General features: G+C 61.9%; 23 protein-coding genes. All 23 read right to left on the bottom strand.

The features are described 5' to 3' along the window. Positions 1-6 precede the first annotated feature (6 nt). Positions 7-540: a 50S ribosomal protein L6 gene (gene rplF / locus GPA22_RS09475; protein WP_169255831.1), complete on the bottom strand. Its 534-nt coding sequence runs from the start codon at positions 538-540 to the stop codon at positions 7-9. A 9-nt stretch (positions 541-549) separates the two neighbouring features. Beyond that, positions 550-945 (bottom strand): 30S ribosomal protein S8, encoded by a 396-nt coding sequence (rpsH, locus tag GPA22_RS09470; protein ID WP_076603152.1) that lies wholly within the window; start codon positions 943-945, stop codon positions 550-552. Positions 946-957: 12 nt separating this feature from the next. Beyond that, positions 958-1,263, bottom strand: coding sequence for a 30S ribosomal protein S14 (gene rpsN / locus GPA22_RS09465; protein ID WP_121430162.1), 306 nt, complete (start codon positions 1,261-1,263; stop codon positions 958-960). 7 nt (positions 1,264-1,270) lie between these two features. Further along, entirely contained in the window at positions 1,271-1,810 is a 540-nt protein-coding gene (rplE, locus tag GPA22_RS09460; RefSeq protein ID WP_169255830.1) for a 50S ribosomal protein L5, read from the bottom strand. Positions 1,811-1,819: 9 nt separating this feature from the next. Further along, positions 1,820-2,137 carry a 50S ribosomal protein L24 gene (rplX, locus tag GPA22_RS09455; RefSeq protein ID WP_169255829.1) on the bottom strand — a complete coding sequence of 106 codons (318 nt, stop codon included), beginning with the start codon at positions 2,135-2,137 and terminating at the stop codon, positions 1,820-1,822. A 12-nt stretch (positions 2,138-2,149) separates the two neighbouring features. Continuing rightward, the gene (gene rplN / locus GPA22_RS09450; RefSeq protein ID WP_121430165.1) at positions 2,150-2,518 is read right to left on the bottom strand and encodes a 50S ribosomal protein L14; all 369 of its coding nucleotides are present in this window, start codon (positions 2,516-2,518) and stop codon (positions 2,150-2,152) included. Between the two features lie 146 nt (positions 2,519-2,664). Beyond that, positions 2,665-2,934 carry a 30S ribosomal protein S17 gene (rpsQ, locus tag GPA22_RS09445; RefSeq protein ID WP_018987831.1) on the bottom strand — a complete coding sequence of 90 codons (270 nt, stop codon included), beginning with the start codon at positions 2,932-2,934 and terminating at the stop codon, positions 2,665-2,667. Beyond that, entirely contained in the window at positions 2,931-3,125 is a 195-nt protein-coding gene (rpmC, locus tag GPA22_RS09440) for a 50S ribosomal protein L29 (RefSeq protein ID WP_121430166.1), read from the bottom strand. The genes rpsQ and rpmC overlap by 4 nt, the downstream gene beginning before the upstream one ends. A 2-nt stretch (positions 3,126-3,127) precedes the next feature. Continuing rightward, positions 3,128-3,541 (bottom strand): 50S ribosomal protein L16, encoded by a 414-nt coding sequence (gene rplP / locus GPA22_RS09435; protein ID WP_121430950.1) that lies wholly within the window; start codon positions 3,539-3,541, stop codon positions 3,128-3,130. Further along, positions 3,541-4,335: a 30S ribosomal protein S3 gene (rpsC, locus tag GPA22_RS09430; RefSeq protein WP_169255828.1), complete on the bottom strand. Its 795-nt coding sequence runs from the start codon at positions 4,333-4,335 to the stop codon at positions 3,541-3,543. The genes rplP and rpsC overlap by 1 nt, the downstream gene beginning before the upstream one ends. 9 nt (positions 4,336-4,344) lie before the next feature. Next, positions 4,345-4,674, bottom strand: coding sequence for a 50S ribosomal protein L22 (gene rplV / locus GPA22_RS09425; RefSeq protein WP_018987827.1), 330 nt, complete (start codon positions 4,672-4,674; stop codon positions 4,345-4,347). A 9-nt stretch (positions 4,675-4,683) separates the two neighbouring features. After that, a complete protein-coding gene (gene rpsS / locus GPA22_RS09420) occupies positions 4,684-4,959 on the bottom strand; it encodes a 30S ribosomal protein S19 (RefSeq protein WP_053420931.1) in 276 nt (91 codons plus the stop codon). A 10-nt stretch (positions 4,960-4,969) separates the two neighbouring features. Further along, a complete protein-coding gene (gene rplB, locus GPA22_RS09415; RefSeq protein ID WP_169255827.1) occupies positions 4,970-5,797 on the bottom strand; it encodes a 50S ribosomal protein L2 in 828 nt (275 codons plus the stop codon). A 5-nt stretch (positions 5,798-5,802) separates the two neighbouring features. Further along, on the bottom strand, positions 5,803-6,108 hold the full coding sequence (rplW, locus tag GPA22_RS09410) for a 50S ribosomal protein L23 (RefSeq protein WP_121430170.1): 306 nt from the start codon (positions 6,106-6,108) through the stop codon (positions 5,803-5,805). Then, positions 6,105-6,725 (bottom strand): 50S ribosomal protein L4, encoded by a 621-nt coding sequence (gene rplD, locus GPA22_RS09405; protein WP_169255826.1) that lies wholly within the window; start codon positions 6,723-6,725, stop codon positions 6,105-6,107. Before rplD ends, rplW begins: the two co-directional genes overlap by 4 nt. 11 nt (positions 6,726-6,736) lie before the next feature. Continuing rightward, entirely contained in the window at positions 6,737-7,381 is a 645-nt protein-coding gene (rplC, locus tag GPA22_RS09400) for a 50S ribosomal protein L3 (protein WP_169255825.1), read from the bottom strand. A gap of 114 nt (positions 7,382-7,495) precedes the next feature. Continuing rightward, positions 7,496-7,807, bottom strand: coding sequence for a 30S ribosomal protein S10 (rpsJ, locus tag GPA22_RS09395; RefSeq protein WP_018987821.1), 312 nt, complete (start codon positions 7,805-7,807; stop codon positions 7,496-7,498). 65 nt (positions 7,808-7,872) lie between these two features. Then, positions 7,873-9,063: an elongation factor Tu gene (gene tuf / locus GPA22_RS09390; protein ID WP_169255816.1), complete on the bottom strand. Its 1,191-nt coding sequence runs from the start codon at positions 9,061-9,063 to the stop codon at positions 7,873-7,875. A gap of 25 nt (positions 9,064-9,088) precedes the next feature. Next, entirely contained in the window at positions 9,089-11,188 is a 2,100-nt protein-coding gene (gene fusA, locus GPA22_RS09385; protein WP_169255824.1) for an elongation factor G, read from the bottom strand. Between the two features lie 107 nt (positions 11,189-11,295). After that, positions 11,296-11,766, bottom strand: a complete 471-nt coding sequence (rpsG, locus tag GPA22_RS09380) for a 30S ribosomal protein S7 (RefSeq protein WP_169255823.1) — start codon at positions 11,764-11,766, stop codon at positions 11,296-11,298. Between the two features lie 32 nt (positions 11,767-11,798). Next, complete coding sequence (gene rpsL / locus GPA22_RS09375; RefSeq protein WP_018987817.1) at positions 11,799-12,176, bottom strand: 30S ribosomal protein S12; 378 nt, start codon at positions 12,174-12,176, stop codon at positions 11,799-11,801. 131 nt (positions 12,177-12,307) lie between these two features. Further along, positions 12,308-16,534, bottom strand: coding sequence for a DNA-directed RNA polymerase subunit beta' (gene rpoC / locus GPA22_RS09370; RefSeq protein ID WP_169255822.1), 4,227 nt, complete (start codon positions 16,532-16,534; stop codon positions 12,308-12,310). Positions 16,535-16,575: 41 nt separating this feature from the next. Further along, complete coding sequence (gene rpoB / locus GPA22_RS09365) at positions 16,576-20,709, bottom strand: DNA-directed RNA polymerase subunit beta (protein ID WP_169255821.1); 4,134 nt, start codon at positions 20,707-20,709, stop codon at positions 16,576-16,578. Positions 20,710-20,721: the final 12 nt, after the last annotated feature.

The following is a 20,721-nucleotide window of genomic DNA, read 5'->3' as shown; positions in this document are numbered from 1 at the left end:
CCGCCCTTACTTCTTCTTGGTTTCCTTGAGCACGACCACTTCGTCCGAATAACGGACGCCCTTGCCCTTGTAGGGTTCGGGAGCGCGGTATGCACGCACTTCGGCCGCCACCTGGCCAACTTGCTGCTTGTCGATGCCCTTGATGACGATCTCGGTCTGGGAAGGCGTTTCGACCTTCACGCCCGCCGGCATCTGATGCACGACAGGATGCGAGAAACCGAGCGTCAGGTTGAGCTTGTCGCCCTGCGCCTGAGCACGATAACCCACGCCGACGAGGGTCAGCTTGCGCTCGAAGCCCTTGGTCACGCCGGTAACCATGTTGTTCACCAGCGCACGGACGGTACCCGACATCGCACGGCCATTCGCCGCGCCGGCAACCGCCGCGAAAAGCAGCGCATCGCCATCGCGTTGCACGGACACGGCATTGCCGATGTATTGCTTTACGGTACCCAGCGGCCCCTTCACGGAGACTTCGCCGCCCGCGACCGTCACATCGACGCCGCCGGGGATTGCCACCGGATTTTTAGCTACACGAGACATGAGACCCCCTTAAGCGACGTAACAGATGACTTCGCCGCCCACGCGTCCGGCGCGCGCCGCACGGTCGGTCATGACGCCACGCGGCGTGGAAACAATCGCCACACCCAGGCCGTTCATGACGCGCGGAAGATCGTCACTGCCCTTATAAACACGCAGACCGGGACGGCTGACGCGCTCGATGCGCTCGATGACCGGACGACCGGCGTAGTACTTCAGCACCACGTCCAGCTGCGCCTTGCCTTCGGCATCACGCACTGCATAACCGTCGATATAACCTTCATCCTGCAGCACCTTGGCGATCGCGACTTTCAGCTTTGAGCTGGGCATCGACACGCTCTGCTTCTGAGCCTGCTGGCCATTGCGGATGCGGGTCAGCATATCGGCGATCGGATCGGACATACTCATTCGATAATCTCCTTACCAGCTCGCCTTGGTCATGCCCGGCACTTCGCCGCGGAACGCGAGATCGCGCAGCTTGTTCCGGCAAAGACCGAACTTACGGAAAACGCCCCGCGGACGCCCCGTCAGGGCGCAGCGATTGCGCTCGCGAACCGGGCTTGCATTGCGCGGAAGCTGCTGCAGCTTCAGACGAGCAGCCATGCGCTCTTCTTCAGGCAACTTGAAATCGTTGATCTGAGCGATCAGCGCGGCACGCTTGGCGGCGAACTTCTCGACCGTCTTGCGGCGCTTCTCTTCTCTATTGATCAGAGCCAGTTTTGCCATAACACCCTCAATTCTTGAACGGGAACTTGAACGCCGCGAGCAGAGCTCGAGCTTCCTGATCGGTCTTGGCCGTCGTCGTGATGCTGATATTCATCCCCCGCAGCGCATCGATCTTGTCGTACTCGATTTCCGGGAAAATGATCTGTTCCTTGACGCCCAGGTTGTAATTGCCGCGACCATCGAAGCCTTTGCCGGCGATCCCGCGGAAGTCGCGGATACGCGGCATCGCGATCGTCACGAGACGATCGAGGAACTCGAACATCTTCTCGCCGCGCAGTGTCACCATGCAGCCGATCGGATAACCGTCACGAATCTTGAAACCCGCGATCGACTTGCGTGCCTTCGTAACGACCGCCTTCTGACCAGCGATCTTCTGCATGTCGCCAACGGCATGCTCGAGGATCTTCTTGTCGCCGACCGCCTCACCGACACCCATGTTCAGCGTGATCTTCGTGATGCGAGGCACCTCCATCACGGACTTGTACCCGAACTGCTTGAGCAACTCGGGAGCAATCGTTTCTTTGTAGTACTGCTGCAAGCGCGCCATCACCGCTCCTTACGCGTCGACCAGTTCGCCATTCGACTTGAAGAAGCGCACCTTGCGACCATCCTCAAGCACCCGGATACCCACGCGGTCGCCCTTTTGGGCCGCGGGGTTGAACAAAGCGACGTTCGAGATATGGAGCGGCATTTCCTTTTCGACGATACCCCCCACCTCACCCTTGAGCGGGTTCGGACGCACGTGCTTCTTCGCGCGATTCACACCCTCGACCACGAGGTGCTCATCACCAACCCGACGCAGCACGACACCGCGACGACCGCGGTCCTTGCCTGCCAGGACAACAACCTCATCACCTTTGCGGATCTTGTTCATCTCGACAACTCCTTAGAGCACTTCAGGCGCCAGCGAGACGATCTTCATGAACCGCTCGGTACGCAGCTCGCGCGTCACCGGCCCGAAGATACGGGTGCCAATCGGCTCGAGCTTGTTATTCAGCAACACAGCGGCATTGCCGTCGAACTTGACAAGCGAACCGTCGGGACGGCGCACGCCTTTCGCGGTACGCACCACAACGGCACTGTAGATGTCGCCTTTCTTGACGCGACCGCGCGGCGCTGCATCCTTCACGGTTACCTTGATGATGTCGCCAATGCTGGCATAGCGACGCTTCGAGCCACCAAGCACCTTGATGCACATCACCGAACGCGCACCCGTGTTATCGGCGACGTCCAGAATGGACTGCATTTGAATCATGAATTTATCTCCAACTTGCCCCGCTACAGCGGTCAGTCTTGGAACCCGTACGGGTAAGGAGCCCCGAAGAGCGAAAAGCAAAGAAAGAAAATTATAACAGCTTGGCAGTCACCTGCCAAGCTGTCCGCTGATAAACCGTACTTTTATCAGATAACGCGTGCTTTTTCGAGCACCTTTGCGACGCGCCACGACTTGGTCTTTGAAATCGGACGGCATTCCTCGATCTCAACCAGGTCGCCAGCAGCGGCGATGCCACCCTCGACGTGTGCGTGATACTTCGCCGAACGCGTAATCACCTTGCCGTACAGTTCGTGCTTGACGCGACGCTCGACCAGCACGGTCACCGTGTTCTGCATCTTGTCGCTGACGACACGACCAACAAGGGCGCGGCGCACTTTTTCGATTTGTTCGCTCATTTCTGCCCTGCCTTTTCACGCAGAAGGGTACGCACGCGAGCGATGTCGCGACGAACCTTTCCGAGTTGGCTCGTATTGCCGAGCTGCTGAGTAGCCAGCTGCATGCGCAGCGAGAACTGCGCCTTCAGCAGCTCAAGCAGTTCCTGATTCAATTCACCGGCGCTCTTTGCGCGGAGTTCACTCGCTTTCATGATTACCCCAACTGACGGTGAACAAACACGGTCTCGAGCGGCAGCTTCGCAGCAGCGAGGCGGAACGCTTCGCGCGCCAGCGCTTCGTCGACACCATCCATCTCGTACAGCACCTTGCCCGGCTGGATCTCGGCGACCCAGTATTCCGGGTTACCCTTACCGTTACCCATGCGGACTTCGGCAGGCTTCTTCGAGATCGGCTTGTCCGGGAAGATCCGGATCCAGATGCGGCCGCCACGCTTGATGTGACGGGTCATCGCACGGCGGGCCGACTCGATCTGGCGCGCGGTAAGACGACCGCGGCCGATAGCCTTGAGACCGTACTCGCCGAAGCTGACTTTCGCACCGCGCGTCGCAACGCCGGTGTTGCGGCCCTTCTGCTCCTTACGATATTTCCTTCTCGTCGGCTGCAGCATCATTCACCCCTGCTTTCTTGCGGCTGCTTGGCCTGGCCTTCAGCTCCACCCCTGCGAGCAGGACGGCGGCCGGGACGGCCCTCGCCACCTTCGGCACCACGCGGAGCACCGCGACGGCCACGGCGAGCCTCGTTTTCGTTCTCGACGACGACCGGACGCTCATTGCGGCCGAGCATCTCGCCCTTATAGACCCAAACCTTGATGCCGATGATGCCGTAGGTCGTGCTCGCTTCCGACACACCATAGTCGATGTCGGCACGCAGCGTGTGCAGCGGCACACGACCTTCGCGGTACCACTCGGTGCGGGCGATTTCCGCGCCGTTCAGGCGACCCGCGCTCATGATCTTGATGCCCTGGGCACCCAGACGCATCGCGTTCTGCATCGCGCGCTTCATGGCGCGACGGAACATGATGCGCTTCTCGAGCTGCTGGGCGATGGAATCGGCGATCAGCTTGGCGTCGACCTCCGGCTTGCGAACTTCCTCGATATTGACGTGCACCGGCACGCCCATGATCTTCTGCAGTTCGCGCTTCAGCAGTTCGATGTCCTCGCCTTTCTTGCCGATCACGACACCCGGACGCGCACTGAACAAGGTGATCCGGGCGTTCTTGGCCGGACGCTCGATGACAATGCGGCCGACGGACGCGTGCGCGAGCTTCTTCTTCAGGAAGTCACGGACCTTGATGTCCTCGTGCAGCATCTTGGAGTAGTCGCGGCTCCCGGCGAACCAGCGCGAACTCCAGTCACGGGTGACCGCAAGACGGAATCCGGTCGGATGAATTTTCTGACCCATAATTACCCCTTATTCCCCGACGGTCACGTAGACATGGCAGGTCGGCTTCAGGATGCGGTTGCCGCGCCCTTTCGCGCGCGCCGTGAAGCGCTTCAGCGACGTACCTTCCTCGACGTAGATCGTCTTCACCTTCAGGGTGTCGATGTCTGCGCCATCGTTGTGTTCGGCATTGGCGATCGCCGACTCGACGACCTTGCGGATGATCTGCGCGCCTTTCTTCGGCGAGAAGGCGAGAATATTCAGGGCCTGATCAACCGGCTTGCCCCGCACCTGGTCGGCCACCAGACGGCCCTTCTGGGCCGACAGGCGAACGCCACGGAGGATTGCTTTGGTTTCCATGGTGGCTCCTTACCTCTTTGCCTTCTTGCTCGCGGCGTGACCCTTGAACGTACGGGTCAGCGCAAACTCGCCGAGTTTGTGACCGACCATGTTCTCGGACACGAACACCGGAACGTGCTGGCGGCCGTTATGCACCGCGATCGTCAGACCGACAAAGTCGGGCAGCACCGTCGAACGGCGCGACCACGTCTTGATCGGACGCTTGTCGTTGCTCGCCCGGACGGCGTCGACCTTCTTGAGGAGGTGCGCGTCGACAAACGGGCCTTTTTTAATAGAACGTGCCATCTGTTACCCCTTAACGCTTGTGACGACGCTGCACGATCATGGTATCGGTGCGCTTGTTGCTGCGCGTGCGATAGCCCTTGGCCGGCTGGCCCCACGGGCTGCGCGGCACACCACCCTCGCCGGTGCGGCCTTCGCCGCCGCCGTGCGGGTGATCGACCGGGTTCATCGCCACACCGCGAACGGTCGGACGAATACCACGCCAGCGATTCGCGCCGGCTTTGCCGATCTTGCGCAGACCATGCTCTTCATTGCCCACCACGCCGATCGCGGCACGGCATTCGACGTGCACGCGACGGACTTCGCCGGAGCGCAGACGAATCTGGGCATAGGCGCCTTCACGCGCCAGGAGCTGCACCGAAGTACCGGCCGCACGCGCAATCTGCGCACCCTTGCCCGGCATCATTTCGACGCAGTGGATCGTCGAACCGACCGGAATATTGCGGATCGGCAGGACGTTGCCCGGCTTGATCGGAGCTTCGGCGCCGCTCATGACCGGCTGACCGACTTCCAGACCCTTCGGGGCGATGATGTACGCACGCTCGCCGTCCGCATAGCAGATCAGGGCGATGTTTGCCGAACGGTTCGGGTCGTACTCGATGCGCTCGACACGCGCGACGATCCCGTCCTTGTTGCGGCGAAAATCCACCAGGCGATAGTGCTGCTTGTGACCACCGCCCTTGTGACGGACGGTGATGTGACCGTTGTTGTTACGGCCGGCATTCTTCGACTGCTTTTCGACCAGGGATGCGACCGGACGGCCCTTGTACAGGTCGGCGTTCACAACCTTGACCATCGCGCGACGGCCGGCAGACGTGGGCTTGAGTTTTACCAGTGCCATGACTATTACTCCCCGGCCGCGAAGTTGATTTCCTGGCCCGGCTTCAGGCACACAAAGGCTTTCTTCCAGCCCTTGCGACGCCCCATCGTCTTGCCGAAGCGCTTGACTTTGCCCTTCACGTTCGCGATCTGGACCGACTTGACCTCGACCTTGAACAGCAGCTCGACCGCAGCCTTCACTTCAGGCTTCGTTGCGCACGACGCAACCTTGAACACGACCTGCTCGTTCTTGTCGGCAACATACGTTGCCTTTTCGGAGATCTGGGGCGCGAGCAGCACCTGCATCAGACGCTCTTGGCTAAATCCGCTCATTGCCAGGCCTCCTCCATCTTGGCCAGCGCACCCTTGGTCACGATCACGCGATCGTAGTGCACCAGGGACACCGGATCCGTCTCACTGACCTCGAGCACCAGCACCTTGTGCAGGTTGCGCGACGACAGGAACAGGTTCTCGTCGAACTGATCCGTGATCACGAGCACGGAGTCCAGCCCCATACCTTTCAGCTTCTGCGACAGAAGCTTGGTTTTCGGCGCTTCGACGCTGAAATTCTCGACCACCGCCAGACGATCCTCGCGAGCGAGCTGCGACAGGATCGACGCGACGCCAGCACGATACATCTTGCGATTCAGTTTCTGGGTGAAGTTCTCGTCCGGCGAATTCGCGAAGATCCGACCACCACCACGCCACAGCGGACTCGACGCCCTACCGGCACGCGCGCGACCGGTACCCTTCTGGCGCCACGGCTTGCGGGTCGACTTGGCAATTTCGGAGCGACCCTTCTGCGCACGGTCGCCCGAGCGCGCGTTCGCCATGTAGGCAACGACGACCTGGTGAATCAGCGCCTCGTTGTAGTCGCGCCCGAACAGCGCATCAGAAGCCTGCAGCGTCGCCGCCTGCACACCCTGATCGTTCAATAGTTTAAGTTCCATCACGTCCTCGCTCAGCCACGGGCCTTGACCGCGGGACGAACGATCACGTCGCCACCCTTGGACCCAGGAACAGCCCCCTTGACCAGGAGCAACTGACGCTCAACATCGACACGAACCACCTCGAGGCTCTGCGTCGTGCGGGTCACGTTGCCATACTGACCAGCCATCCGCTTACCCGGAAAAACACGACCCGGGTCCTGCGCCATACCGATCGAGCCCGGCGCGTTGTGCGACACCGAGTTACCGTGCGACGCGCGGTTCGACGAGAAGTTGTGACGCTTGATGACACCCGAAAAGCCCTTGCCGATCGACGTACCGGTCACATCGACCTTCTGCCCGACCGCAAAGAGCTCCACGCTGATCACGTCACCCGCCTTGAGACTGGCCAACTGCGCCGGCTCGACGGTGAATTCGCGGAGGGTGTGACCGGCTTCGACGCCAGCCTTGGCGAGATGCCCGGCGAGCGCTTTGTTGACGCGACTCGCACGGCGCTTGCCGAAAGCCACCTGAACCGCGGCATAGCCGTCGTTTTCAGGCGTCTTGACTTGGGTAACGCGGTTGTTGGCAACATCAAGCACCGTCACCGGGACGCTACGACCGTCCTCAGCGAAAATGCGAGTCATGCCAACCTTGCGTCCTACAAGGCCTAGACTCATTTTCTTCTCCTGATCCCCGGTTACGATTGACCGGGCCCTATCACATGAATTGCGCCAAAAGACGCAAAGGCCGGATTATACCGGCCTCTTTGAAACTTCCGCAAGCGCGGGAGATTACTGCAGCTTGATCTCGACGTCGACACCCGCAGGCAGATCCAGCTTCATCAGTGCGTCGACCGTCTTGTCGGTCGGATCGATGATGTCCATCAGACGCTGGTGGGTGCGAATTTCGAACTGGTCGCGCGAGGTCTTGTTGACGTGCGGCGAACGCAGAAGGTCGAAGCGCTCGATGCGGGTGGGCAGCGGCACGGGGCCACGAACGACAGCACCGGTACGCTTGGCGGTATCGACGATCTCGAGGGCCGACTGATCGATCAGACGGTAGTCGAATGCCTTCAGACGGATACGAATCTTCTGGTTTTGCATGTTGCAGTCCTTAAAAGAGCAAAAAACCCCGGGGCGAGTGACCCCGGGGAGATTAGTCGAAACGATTACTCGATGATCTTGGCGACGACACCGGCGCCGACGGTACGACCACCTTCGCGGATCGCGAAGCGCAGACCTTCTTCCATGGCGATCGGTGCCAGCAGCTTCACCGTGATCGACACGTTGTCGCCCGGCATGACCATCTCGGTGCCTTCCGGCAGCGCGATCGAACCAGTCACGTCGGTCGTACGGAAGTAGAACTGCGGACGGTAGTTGTTGAAGAACGGGGTGTGACGACCACCCTCTTCCTTCGACAGCACGTACACTTCACCCGTGAAGTGGGTGTGCGGCTTGATCGAACCCGGCTTGCACAGGACCTGACCACGCTCGACGTCTTCACGCTTGGTGCCGCGCAGCAGCACGCCGACGTTGTCGCCCGCCTGCCCCTGGTCAAGCAGCTTGCGGAACATTTCGACGCCGGTGCAGATGGTCTTGACCGTGGGCTTGATGCCGACGATTTCGACTTCTTCACCAACCTTGACGATGCCACGCTCGACACGACCGGTCACGACGGTGCCGCGGCCCGAGATCGAGAACACGTCTTCGATCGGCAGCAGGAAGGGCTTGTCGATCGCACGCTCCGGGGTCGGGATGTACGAGTCGAGCGCATCGGCCAGCGCCATGATCGCACCTTCGCCCAGGTCGCTCTTGTCGCCTTCGATCGCCTTCAGCGCCGAGCCCTTGACGATGGGAATGTCGTCGCCAGGGAAGTCGTACTTCGACAACAGTTCGCGCACTTCCATCTCGACGAGCTCGAGCAGCTCGGCATCGTCGACCATGTCGCACTTGTTCATGAACACGATGATGTACGGCACGCCGACCTGACGGGCGAGCAGGATGTGCTCGCGGGTCTGCGGCATCGGGCCGTCGGCGGCCGACACGACCAGGATCGCGCCGTCCATCTGCGCGGCGCCGGTGATCATGTTCTTCACATAGTCGGCGTGGCCCGGGCAGTCGACGTGGGCGTAGTGACGGGTCGCGGTTTCGTACTCGACGTGCGCGGTGTTGATCGTGATGCCGCGCGCCTTTTCTTCCGGCGCCGCGTCGATCTGGTCGTAGGCCTTCGCCTCGCCGCCGAACTTCGTCGACAGGATCGTCGTGATCGCCGCGGTCAGGGTCGTCTTGCCATGGTCAACGTGGCCGATCGTCCCAACGTTTACGTGCGGTTTCGTCCGCTCAAACTTGCCTTTTGCCATTGTGAGAATCCTCGCTTGAGTTCTATTACTTGCTACGATTGCTGATCACCGCCTCCGCAACGCTCTTCGGCGCCTCGGAGTAGTGCTTGAATTCCATCGAGTACGTTGCGCGACCCTGCGTAAGCGAACGCAGCTGCGTCGCGTAGCCGAACATCTCGGCCAGCGGCACTTCGGCCTTCACTTCCTTCATGCCGCCAGGCAGGTCGTCCATACCCTGAACGATGCCGCGACGACCGGAAAGGTCGCCCATGACGTTACCCATGTAATCCTCGGGCGTCTCGACAACCACCGCCATCATCGGCTCGAGCAGCACCGGACTAGCCTTGCGCATCGCGTCCTTGAACGCCATCGACGCGGCCATCTTGAACGCGTTTTCGTTCGAGTCAACATCGTGGTACGAGCCGTCGAACAGGGTGACCTTCACGTCGACCACCGGGAAGCCAGCCAGCACGCCGTTCGGCAACGTTTCTTGAAGACCCTTGTCGACCGCCGGGATGTATTCGCGCGGAACCACACCGCCCTTGATCGCATCCACGAATTCGTAGCCCTTGCCGGCTTCGTTCGGCTCGAGCTTGATCCACACGTGACCGAACTGGCCGCGACCGCCGGACTGCTTGACGAACTTGCCTTCCTGCTCGACCGCCTTGCGGATCGCTTCGCGGTAGGCAACCTGCGGGGCACCGACGTTCGCCTCGACGTTGAATTCGCGCTTCATGCGGTCGACGATGATCTCGAGGTGCAGCTCGCCCATACCCGAGATGATCGTCTGACCGGATTCCTCGTCGGTACGCACGCGGAAGGACGGATCCTCGGCAGCCAGGCGACCCAGTGCGATACCCATCTTTTCCTGGTCGCTCTTGGTCTTCGGCTCGACGGCCACGTGAATCACCGGATCCGGGAAGACCATGCGCTCGAGGATGATCGGCGCGCTCGGATCGCACAGCGTCTCGCCCGTGGTCACTTCCTTCAGACCCACGCAAGCAGCGATGTCACCCGCGAGAACCTCCTTGATCTCCTGACGCTCGTTGGCGTGCATCTGGAGAATGCGGCCGATGCGCTCCTTCTTGTTCTTGACCGAGTTCAGCACGGTTTCGCCCGACTGCAGAACGCCGGAGTAGACGCGCACGAAGGTCAGCTGGCCGACAAACGGGTCGGTCATCAGCTTGAATGCGAGCGCCGAGAACTTTTCTGCATCATCGGCCTTGCGCGACACCGGCTGATCGTCGTCGTCCACACCGGCGACCGGCGGGATATCGACCGGGGACGGCAGCAATTCGATGACGGCGTCGAGCATGCGCTGCACACCCTTGTTCTTGAACGCAGTGCCGCATAGCATCGGCTGGATTTCGCACGCGATGGTGCGAAGACGCAGACCGGCGTTGATCTTCTCGATCGGCAGATCACCGTTCTCGAGATATTCATTCATCAGATCTTCGCTGGCTTCGGCCGCGGCCTCGACCATCTTCTCACGCCACTCGGCAGCATCGGCCTGCAGTTCGGCGGGAATATCGCGATACTCGAACTTCATGCCCTGGCTGGCTTCGTCCCAGTAGATCGCCTTCATCCGGGCGAGATCGACCACACCCGCGAAGGACTCCTCAGCACCGATCGGAATCACGATCGGCACCGGGTTCGCCTTGAGGCGGGTACGCATCTGCTCGTACACCTTGAAGAAGTTCGCGCCCTGACGGTCCATCTTGTTCACGAACGCAAGACGAGGCACCTTGTACTTGGTCGCCTGACGCCACACGGTTTCCGATTGCGGCTGAACGCCGCCGACCGCGCAGTAGACCATGCAGGCACCATCAAGCACGCGCATCGAACGCTCGACCTCGATCGTGAAGTCGACGTGCCCCGGGGTGTCGATGATGTTGAAGCGATGCTCGGGGAACGACAGATCCATTCCCTTCCAGAAGCAGGTCGTTGCGGCCGAGGTAATCGTGATACCCCGCTCCTGCTCCTGCTCCATCCAGTCCATGGTCGCCGCGCCATCATGGACTTCACCGATCTTGTGGTTAACACCGGTGTAAAAAAGAATGCGCTCGGTCGTCGTTGTCTTGCCGGCGTCGATGTGAGCCGAGATACCGATGTTGCGGTAGCGCTCAATGGGAGTCTTGCGAGCCACGGTTTATCCTGCCTTCCAGAATTCGCGCAGGGCGCGAAAGTCCAAGTGTCGTATTACAAAACAATCGAGCCCTTGCCAGGGCCCGATTAACCGCCGCCTTAAACTTCTCAGAAGCGGTAGTGCGAGAAGGCCTTGTTTGCCTCGGCCATGCGATGCACTTCTTCGCGCTTCTTCATCGCAGAGCCGCGACCTTCCGCAGCCTCGAGGAGCTCACCAGCCAGACGCTGGGCCATCGACTTCTCGGCGCGCTTGCGGGCGGCTTCGCGCAGCCAGCGCATCGACAGCGCCATTCGGCGCGACGGACGCACTTCGACAGGAACCTGGTAGTTCGCGCCACCGACGCGGCGACTCTTGACCTCGACCACCGGCTTGACGTTCGCAACGGCCGACGAGAAGACCTCGAGCGGATCCTTGCCAGCCTTGCCCGAGATATGTTCGAACGCGCCATAGACGATACGCTCGGCAACGGACTTCTTGCCGGACTGCATGATCACGTTGATGAACTTGGAAACATCCTGCGAACCGAACTTCGGATCCGGCAGAATTTCACGCTTGGGTACTTCGCGACGACGGGGCATGACAACCTCTAGCTATTTCTGAATGCCGACAATTAGGATTTCTTCGGACGCTTCGCGCCGTACTTCGAACGCGACTGCTTACGATCCTTGACACCCTGAAGGTCAAGTGAGCCGCGCACGATGTGATAGCGCACACCCGGCAAGTCCTTCACACGACCACCGCGGATCAGGACCACGGAGTGCTCCTGAAGGTTGTGACCCTCACCACCGATGTAGGAGATCACTTCGAAACCGTTGGTCAGACGAACCTTGGCCACCTTACGCAGCGCGGAGTTCGGCTTCTTCGGCGTCGTGGTGTAGACGCGGGTGCAGACGCCTCGCTTCTGCGGGCAGGCGTCGAGCGCCGGCACTTTGCTCTTTACGACTGCAAGTTGCCGGGGCTTGCGGACGAGCTGATTAATTGTTGGCATAGCTTGAGAATTTTCCATTATACCGAGGCAGCCCCAAAGGCCGCCCCGGGCGGTTGATTCCGGCTGAGGCTGACTACGATTGGTCAGTCCACAAAAAGAGGCCGGATGTTATCCCGACAGGCCAGCGAAAGTCAACCGGCCTGCACATCTTGCGAGACGCCATCGGACACTTCCGACGGTTGTTCCTGCATCGCCGCCCATGCATGCTCGGCTGCGAGATCCTCGCCCGCCGACTGCGCACGGCGGTTGCGGTGGTACGCCATGCCGGTACCGGCGGGAATGAGCCGGCCGACGATGACGTTTTCCTTGAGCCCGCGCAGTTCGTCGCGCTTGCCCATGATGGCCGCTTCGGTCAGCACGCGCGTCGTTTCCTGGAAGGAGGCGGCGGAGATGAACGAATCGGTCGACAACGATGCCTTCGTGATACCCAGCAGGATGTTCTGATAGTGGCCCGCCAGCTTGCCGTCGGCTTCGACACGGTCGTTCTCGTCGAGCACTTCCGAACGCTCGACCTGCTCCTCGCGGATGAACTTGGTGTCGCCCGCGTCGGTGATGACCACGCGGCGCAGCATCTGGCGGACGATCACCTCGATGTGCTTGTCGTTGATCTTCACGCCCTGCAGGCGGTACACGTCCTGGACCTCGTCGATGATGTAGCGCGCGAGCGCCTCGATGCCCTGCAGACGGAGGATATCGTGCGGATCAGCCGGGCCATCGACGATCAGTTCGCCCTTATTCACGACCTGGCCGTCGTGCACCATCACGTGCTTGTCCTTCGGAATCAGGAACTCGTGAGCGGTACCGTCGGCTTCCGTGATCACCAGGCGCTGCTTGCCCTTGGTGTCCTTGCCGAACGAAACCGTGCCGGTGTACTCGGCCAACACGCCCGCATCCTTGGGCGGACGCGCTTCGAAGAGTTCCGCAACGCGCGGCAGACCGCCGGTAATGTCGCGGGTCTTCGCGGATTCCTGCGGGATACGCGCGAGGATGTCGCCAACGGAGACAATCTGGCCGTCCTTGACAGTGATCAGCGAGCCGACCTGGAAGGTGATCGCCACCGAATGGTCGGTGCCGGCGATCTTCACTTCCTCGCCGTTCTCGTCGAGCAGCTTGACCTGCGGACGCACACCCTTCGAGGACGAACCGGCCTTGCGCTTGCCATCGATGACGACCAGGGTCGACAGACCGGTCACTTCGTCGATCTGCTTGGCAACGGTCGCGCCTTCCTCGACGTTCTCGAACTTCACGGTACCGGAGTATTCCGTGACGATCGGACGGGTGTGCGGATCCCAAGTCGCGAGCATGACGCCGGCCTTGATGGCGGCACCGTCATCGACCAGCAGGGTCGCACCGTAGGGAAGCTTGTGGCGCTCGCGCTCACGGCCCATGTCGTCGGCAACGACGATCTCCGCCGAGCGGGCGATGATGACCTTCTCCCCCTTGGCGTTCGAGACGTAGCGCATATTGCCGGCAAAGCGGATGGTACCGGCGGATTTCGACTCGACACCGCTCGCGGCGGCGGCTCGCGACGCCGCGCCACCGACGTGGAAGGTCCGCATGGTGAGCTGCGTCCCCGGTTCGCCGATCGACTGCGCGGCGATGACGCCGACCGCTTCACCGACGTTGACCAGGTTGCCGCGGCCGAGATCGCGCCCGTAGCACTTGCCGCACAGGCCGTAGCGGGTCTCGCAGGTCAGCGCCGTGCGCACCTTGACCTCGTCGATGCCGAGGCTTTCGATCAGATCGACGGCGTTCTCGTCGAGCAGCGTGCCAGCCTCGATGACCGTTTCCTGCGAATCGGGGTTGACGATGTCCTCGGCGCAGACGCGGCCAAGAATGCGCTCGCGCAGCGGTTCGATGACTTCACCGCCCTCGATCAACGCCTTCATCACGAAGCCGTCACGCGTGCCGCAGTCGTCTTCGGTGACGACCAGATCCTGGGTCACGTCGACCAGACGGCGGGTGAGGTAACCGGAGTTCGCGGTCTTCAGCGCGGTGTCGGCCAGACCCTTACGGGCGCCGTGCGTCGAGATGAAGTACTGCAGAACGTTCAGGCCTTCACGGAAGTTCGTGGTGATCGGGGTCTCGATGATGGAGCCGTCCGGCTTCGCCATCAGGCCGCGCATGCCGGCGAGCTGACGGATCTGGGCGGCGGAACCGCGCGCACCGGAGTCGGCCATCATGTAGATGGAGTTGAAGGACTCCTGCTTGACTTTCTCGCCCTTGCGGTTGACGACGTCTTCCTGGCCGAGCTGGTCCATCATCGCCTTCGCGACCTGATCCCCAGCACGCCCCCAGATGTCGACGACCTTGTTGTAGCGTTCGCCGTCGGTCACCAGACCCGAGGTGTACTGGCGGGCAATCTCCTTCACTTCCTGTTCGGCCGCGTGGATCAGCGTGTCCTTCAGGCTCGGGACGAGCATGTCCTTGACCGCGATCGAGATACCGGCGCGGGTTGCCAGACGGAAGCCGAACTGCATCAGCTTGTCGGCAAAGACGACCGTTTCCTTCAGGCCGCAGCGACGGAACGACGCATTGATCAGCTTCGAGATTTCCTTCTTCTTCAGCGGCTTGTCGATGACGCTGAAGGGCAGCCCCGGCGGCAGGATCTCGGACAGCATCGCGCGGCCCGCAGTCGTGTTGTAGCGGGTGATCTTCTCACGGCGCTCGCCGTCGGCCCCCACCTCGATTTCCTTCAGGCGGACCGAGACGCGGGCGTGCAGCGACAGCTGCTTCGATTCGTAGGCGCGCTTGAGTTCGCCTACGTCTGAGAGCGCCATGCCTTCACCCACTACGTTCACGCCTTCGCGCGTCGCGTAGTACAGGCCCAGGACGATGTCCTGCGACGGGACAATGATCGGCTCGCCGTTCGCAGGCGACAGCACGTTGTTCGACGCGAGCATCAGCGTCCGCGCTTCCATCTGCGCTTCGAGCGACAGCGGCACGTGGACGGCCATCTGGTCACCGTCGAAGTCGGCGTTGAACGCGACGCAGACGAGCGGGTGCAGCTGGATCGCCTTGCCTTCGATCAGGACCGGCTCGAATGCCTGGATACCGAGGCGGTGCAGCGTCGGCGCGCGGTTCAGCATCACCGGATGTTCGCGGATGACCTCTTCGAGGATGTCCCACACCACCGGTTCCTGGCTCTCGACCATCTTCTTCGCCTGCTTGATGGTCGTGGCCAGACCCATCAGCTCGAGCTTGTTGAAGATGAAGGGCTTGAAGAGTTCGAGCGCCATCAGCTTCGGCAGGCCGCACTGATGGAGCTTCAGCTGCGGACCGACGACGATGACCGAACGGCCCGAGTAGTCGACGCGCTTACCGAGCAGGTTCTGACGGAAGCGGCCGCCCTTACCCTTGATCATGTCGGCGAGCGACTTCAGCGGACGCTTGTTGGCGCCGGTCATCGCCTTGCCGCGGCGGCCGTTGTCGAGCAGCGAGTCGACGGCTTCCTGCAGCATCCGCTTTTCGTTGCGGACGATGATTTCCGGGGCCTTCAGCTCCAACAGGCGCTTGAGGCGGTTGTTGCGGTTGATGACGCGGCGGTACAGGTCGTTGAGGTCCGAGGTCGCAAAGCGGCCGCCGTCCAGCGGCACCAGCGGACGCAGGTCCGGCGGCAGCACCGGCAGCACTTCGAGGATCATCCACTCCGGCTTGATGCCCGACTGCTGGAAGGCCTCAAGCACCTTCAGGCGCTTCGAAAATTTCTTGATCTTCGCTTCGGAATTGGTCGTTTCAAGGTCGCCGCGCAACTTCTCGATCTCGAGCTGGATGTCGAGCGTGCGCAGCAGGCCGCGGATGCCCTCGGCACCCATCAGCGCGTCGAATTCGTCGCCGTACTCCTCGACCTTCGCGAGGTAGTCGTCCTCGGTCAGCAGCTGGCCGCGGTTGAGCGGAGTCATACCCGGCTCGACGACGACGAAGGCTTCGAAGTACAGCACGCGCTCGATGTCGCGCAGGGTCATGTCGAGCACCATGCCGAGACGGCTCGGCAGGCTCTTCAGGAACCAGATGTGGGCGGTCGGGCTGGCGAGTTCAATGTGCGCCATGCGCTCACGGCGCACTTTCGACAGCGTCACTTCGACGCCGCACTTCTCGCAGATCACGCCGCGATGCTTGAGGCGCTTGTACTTGCCGCACAGACATTCGTAATCCTTCACCGGCCCGAAGATCTTGGCGCAGAAGAGGCCGTCGCGCTCGGGCTTGAAGGTGCGGTAGTTGATGGTCTCGGGCTTCTTGACCTCGCCGTAGGACCACGAGCGGATCTTGTCCGGCGACGCGAGGCCGATCGTGATCGCGTCGAACTGGTCTTCGTTCGGCAGGGTTTGCTTGAACAGGTCAGCGAGCAGGCTTTTCATTAATCACTCCGTCCGGGTGGCTTTATGGGCATTCACCCGGTTCAGTACGTGTCCAGATCGATGTCGATCGCGAGCGAACGGATTTCCTTCACCAGCACGTTGAAGGACTCGGGCATGCCCGCGTCGATCTTGTGCTCGCCCTTGACGATGCTTTCGTACACCTTCGTACGGCCGGTCACGTCGTCGGACTTCACGGTGAGCATTTCCTGCAGTGTGTAGGCGGCGCCGTAGGCCTCGAGCGCCCACACTTCCATTTCGCCGAAGCGCTGGCCGCCGAATTGCGCCTTGCCGCCCAGCGGCTGCTGCGTCACGAGCGAGTACGGGCCGGTGGAACGCGCGTGCATCTTGTCGTCCACGAGGTGGTGCAGCTTGAGCACGTGCTTGTAGCCGACGGTGACCTTGCGATCGAAGGCTTCTCCGGTACGGCCGTCGAACAGCGTGACCTGACCGCCGGACTCGATGCCGGCCAGCGCGAACATGGCCTCGATCTCCTCTTCCTTCGCACCGTCGAACACCGGCGTCGCGAACGGCACACCCTTGCGCAGGTTCGACGCCAGTTCGACCACTTCCTGATCGTTGAGGCTGTCGAGCGCCTCCGGTCGGCCCTTCGTGTTGTAGATCTGCTCGAGCAGGTCCCGGATCTCGGCGGCGGCGGCATTCGACCGGACCATCTCGCCGATCTTGTTGCCGAGCGCCTTCGCCGCCCAGCCCAGATGTGTCTCGAGGATCTGGCCGATGTTCATACGCGACGGAACGCCCAGCGGGTTCAGCACGATGTCGACCGGGGTGCCGTCTGCCATATGCGGCATGTCCTCGATCGGAACGATGCGGGACACAACACCCTTGTTGCCGTGACGACCCGCCATCTTGTCGCCAGGCTGCAGGCGGCGCTTCACCGCGAGGTAGACCTTCACCATCTTCTGCACGCCCGGGGGCAGTTCGTCCCCCTGGGTGAGCTTCTTCTTCTTGATCTCGAAGGCCTGCTCGAAGTCCTTGCGCGTCTTCTCCAGACCTTCGCGCACCGCTTCGAGCTGCGCCGCCAGCTCCTCGTCCGCCATGCGGATGTCGAACCAGTGGTAGAACTCGAGCGAATCGAGGTATTCGCCGGTGATCTCGGCGCCCTTCGCCAGCTTCTTCGGGCCGCCATTGGCCTTCTGGCCGGTGATCAGACGACGGATACGTGCGAACGCGTCGCGTTCGACGATGCGCATCTGGTCGGCGAGGTCGGTCTTGAAGCTGCGCAGCATGTCGTCAATGATCGACTGCGCGCGCTTGTCACGCTCGATGCCTTCACGCGTGAAGACCTGCACGTCGATGACAGTGCCGTTCATCCCCGAAGGCACGCGCAGCGAGGTGTCCTTCACATCCGAGGCCTTCTCGCCGAAGATCGCGCGCAGCAGCTTCTCTTCCGGCGTCAGCTGGGTCTCGCCCTTCGGGGTGACCTTGCCGACGAGCACGTCGCCGGCGTCGACTTCGGCGCCGATATAGACGATGCCCGACTCGTCGAGGCGCGACAGTTGTGCCTCACCCAGCGACGCGATGTCACGGGTGATTTCCTCGGGGCCGAGCTTGGTGTCACGCGCGACGACCGTCAGCTCTTCGATATGGATCGACGTGAAGCGGTCTTCGGCGACGACGCGCTCGGAGATGAGGATCGAGTCCTCGAAGTTGTAGCCGTTCCACGGCATGAACGCGACCAGCATGTTCTGGCCGAGCGCGAGCTCGCCCAGGTCGGTCGAGGCGCCATCCGCGATGACGTCGCCCTTGCCGATCAAGTCACCGACCTTCACGATGGGACGCTGGTTGATGTTCGTGTTCTGGTTCGAACGGGTGTACTTGATCATGTTGTAGATGTCGACGCCGACTTCGCCCGCGAGGGTTTCATCGTCATTGACACGCACCACGATCCGCTGCGCGTCGACATAGTCGACCACGCCACCACGCATCGCCTGCACTGCGGTACCGGAGTCGACCGCGACGGTGCGCTCGATGCCGGTGCCTACCAGCGGTTTCTCGGGACGCAGGCAGGGAACGGCCTGACGCTGCATGTTCGCGCCCATCAGCGCGCGGTTCGCATCGTCGTGCTCGAGGAAGGGAATCAACGAAGCCGCAACCGACACAATCTGACCCGGCGCAACGTCCATGTACTGGATCTGGTCCGCCGTCGCCAGCAGGAATTCGCCCTTGTGGCGGCAGGACACGAGATCGCCCAGCAGCGCGCCGTCCTCACCGACGTCGGCGTTCGCCTGCGCGATCACGTACTGGCCTTCCTCGATCGCGGAGAGGAAGTCGATCTGGTCGGTGACCTTGCCATCAGTGACCTTGCGGTACGGCGTCTCGAGGAAGCCGTGACGGTTGGTTTGCGCATACACGGCCAGCGAGTTGATCAGGCCGATGTTCGGGCCTTCTGGCGTCTCGATCGGGCACACGCGGCCGTAGTGCGTCGGATGGACGTCGCGCACCTCGAAGCCGGCACGCTCGCGCGTCAGACCACCCGGGCCGAGAGCCGACACGCGACGCTTGTGCGTGATCTCGGAGAGCGGGTTGGTCTGGTCCATGAACTGCGACAACTGGCTCGAGCCGAAGAACTCCTTGATCGCGGCCGAGATCGGCTTCGCATTGATCAGGTCGTGCGGCATCAGGTTGTCGGATTCGGCCTGCGACAGACGTTCCTTGACGGCGCGCTCGACGCGCACCAGACCGGCGCGGAACTGGTTCTCGGCGAGTTCGCCGACTGAACGCACGCGGCGGTTGCCGAGGTGGTCGATGTCGTCGATCTCGCCGCGACCGTTGCGCAGTTCGACCAGCACGCCCATCACCGCGAGGATGTCTTCGTTCGACAGTGTGGCGGGGCCCTCTTCACCACGGGCGCCTACCGCCTCGTAGAAGCGCTTGAGCCAGCCCGGCGCCTTGTCCTCGATCTTCTCCGGATACGCGCGGCGGTTGAACTTCATGCGGCCAACCGACGACAGGTCGTAACGCTCTTCCGAGTAGAAAAGGCCCTGGAACAGCGCCTCGACCGCTTCTTCGGTGGGCGGCTCACCCGGACGCATCATGCGGTAGATCGCGACGCGTGCGGCCCACTGGTCGGCCGTCTCATCGATGCGCAGGGTCTGCGAGATGTACGGACCGCGATCGAGGTCATTGACGTACAGGGTCAGCAGGTCCTTGACGCCGGCGTCGCGCAGCTTGCCGAGCAAGTCTTCCGTGATCTCGTCGTTGGCGCGTGCGAGCAGCTCGCCGGTCTCCGGGTCGATGACGTTGCGCGCAACGATGCGGCCCAGCAAGAAGTCGTCCGGCACGACCATGGTCTTGATGCCAGCCTGTTCGAGCTCACGGATGTGCTTGGCGGTAATACGCTTGTCGCGCGCGACGATGATCTTGCCCGAACCGTCGGTGATGTCGAACTTCGCGACGTCGCCACGCAGACGATCGGGCACCAGTTCGAAGGCGATCTCCTCGCCCTTCAGCTGGAAGGTATCGAAGTCGTGGAAGGTCTCGAGAATCTGCTCCGGCGTCATGCCGATCGCGCGCAGCAGGATCGTCGCAGGCATCTTGCGGCGACGGTCGACGCGGAAGAACAGGCAGTCCTTCGGGTCGAACTCGAAGTCGAGCCACGAACCGCGGTAGGGGATGATGCGCGCCGAGAAGAGCAGCTTGCCCGAAGAGTGGGTCTTGCCGCGGTCGTGCTCGAAAAACACGCCCGGCGAACGGTGCAGCTGCGAGACGATGACACGCTCGGTACCGTTGATGACGAACGAACCGGTGGAAGTCATGAGCGGAATTTCGCCCATGTACACTTCCTGCTCCTTGACTTCCTTCACCGTCTCCTTCGGCGCATCGCGATCGAGAATGACCAGGCGCACGCGGGCACGCAGCGGCGACGCGAAGGTCAGGCCGCGCTGCTGACATTCCTTGACGTCGAACGCCGGCTCGCCGAGCATGTACTGGACGAATTCGAGCCGCGCATTCCCGCTGTGGCTCACGATCGGGAAGATCGACGAAAAGGCGGCCTGCAAGCCCTGGTTCAGGCGCGACATCGGCGGCGTTTCAGCCTGCAGGAACGAGGCGAAGGACTCGATCTGGGTGGCGAGAAGGAAAGGGACGTTCAGCACTGCCGCGCGCTTGGCGAAGCTCTTGCGGATACGTTTCTTTTCGGTGTAGGAATACGCCATGGATGCTCCGGG

It is taken from the genome of Aromatoleum toluvorans (genome assembly GCF_012910905.1).
GTDB classification, from domain to species: Bacteria; Pseudomonadota; Gammaproteobacteria; order Burkholderiales; family Rhodocyclaceae; genus Aromatoleum; species Aromatoleum toluvorans.
Note: the sequence above shows the minus strand (reverse complement) of the source record. Positions and strands in the feature narration are given on the sequence as shown.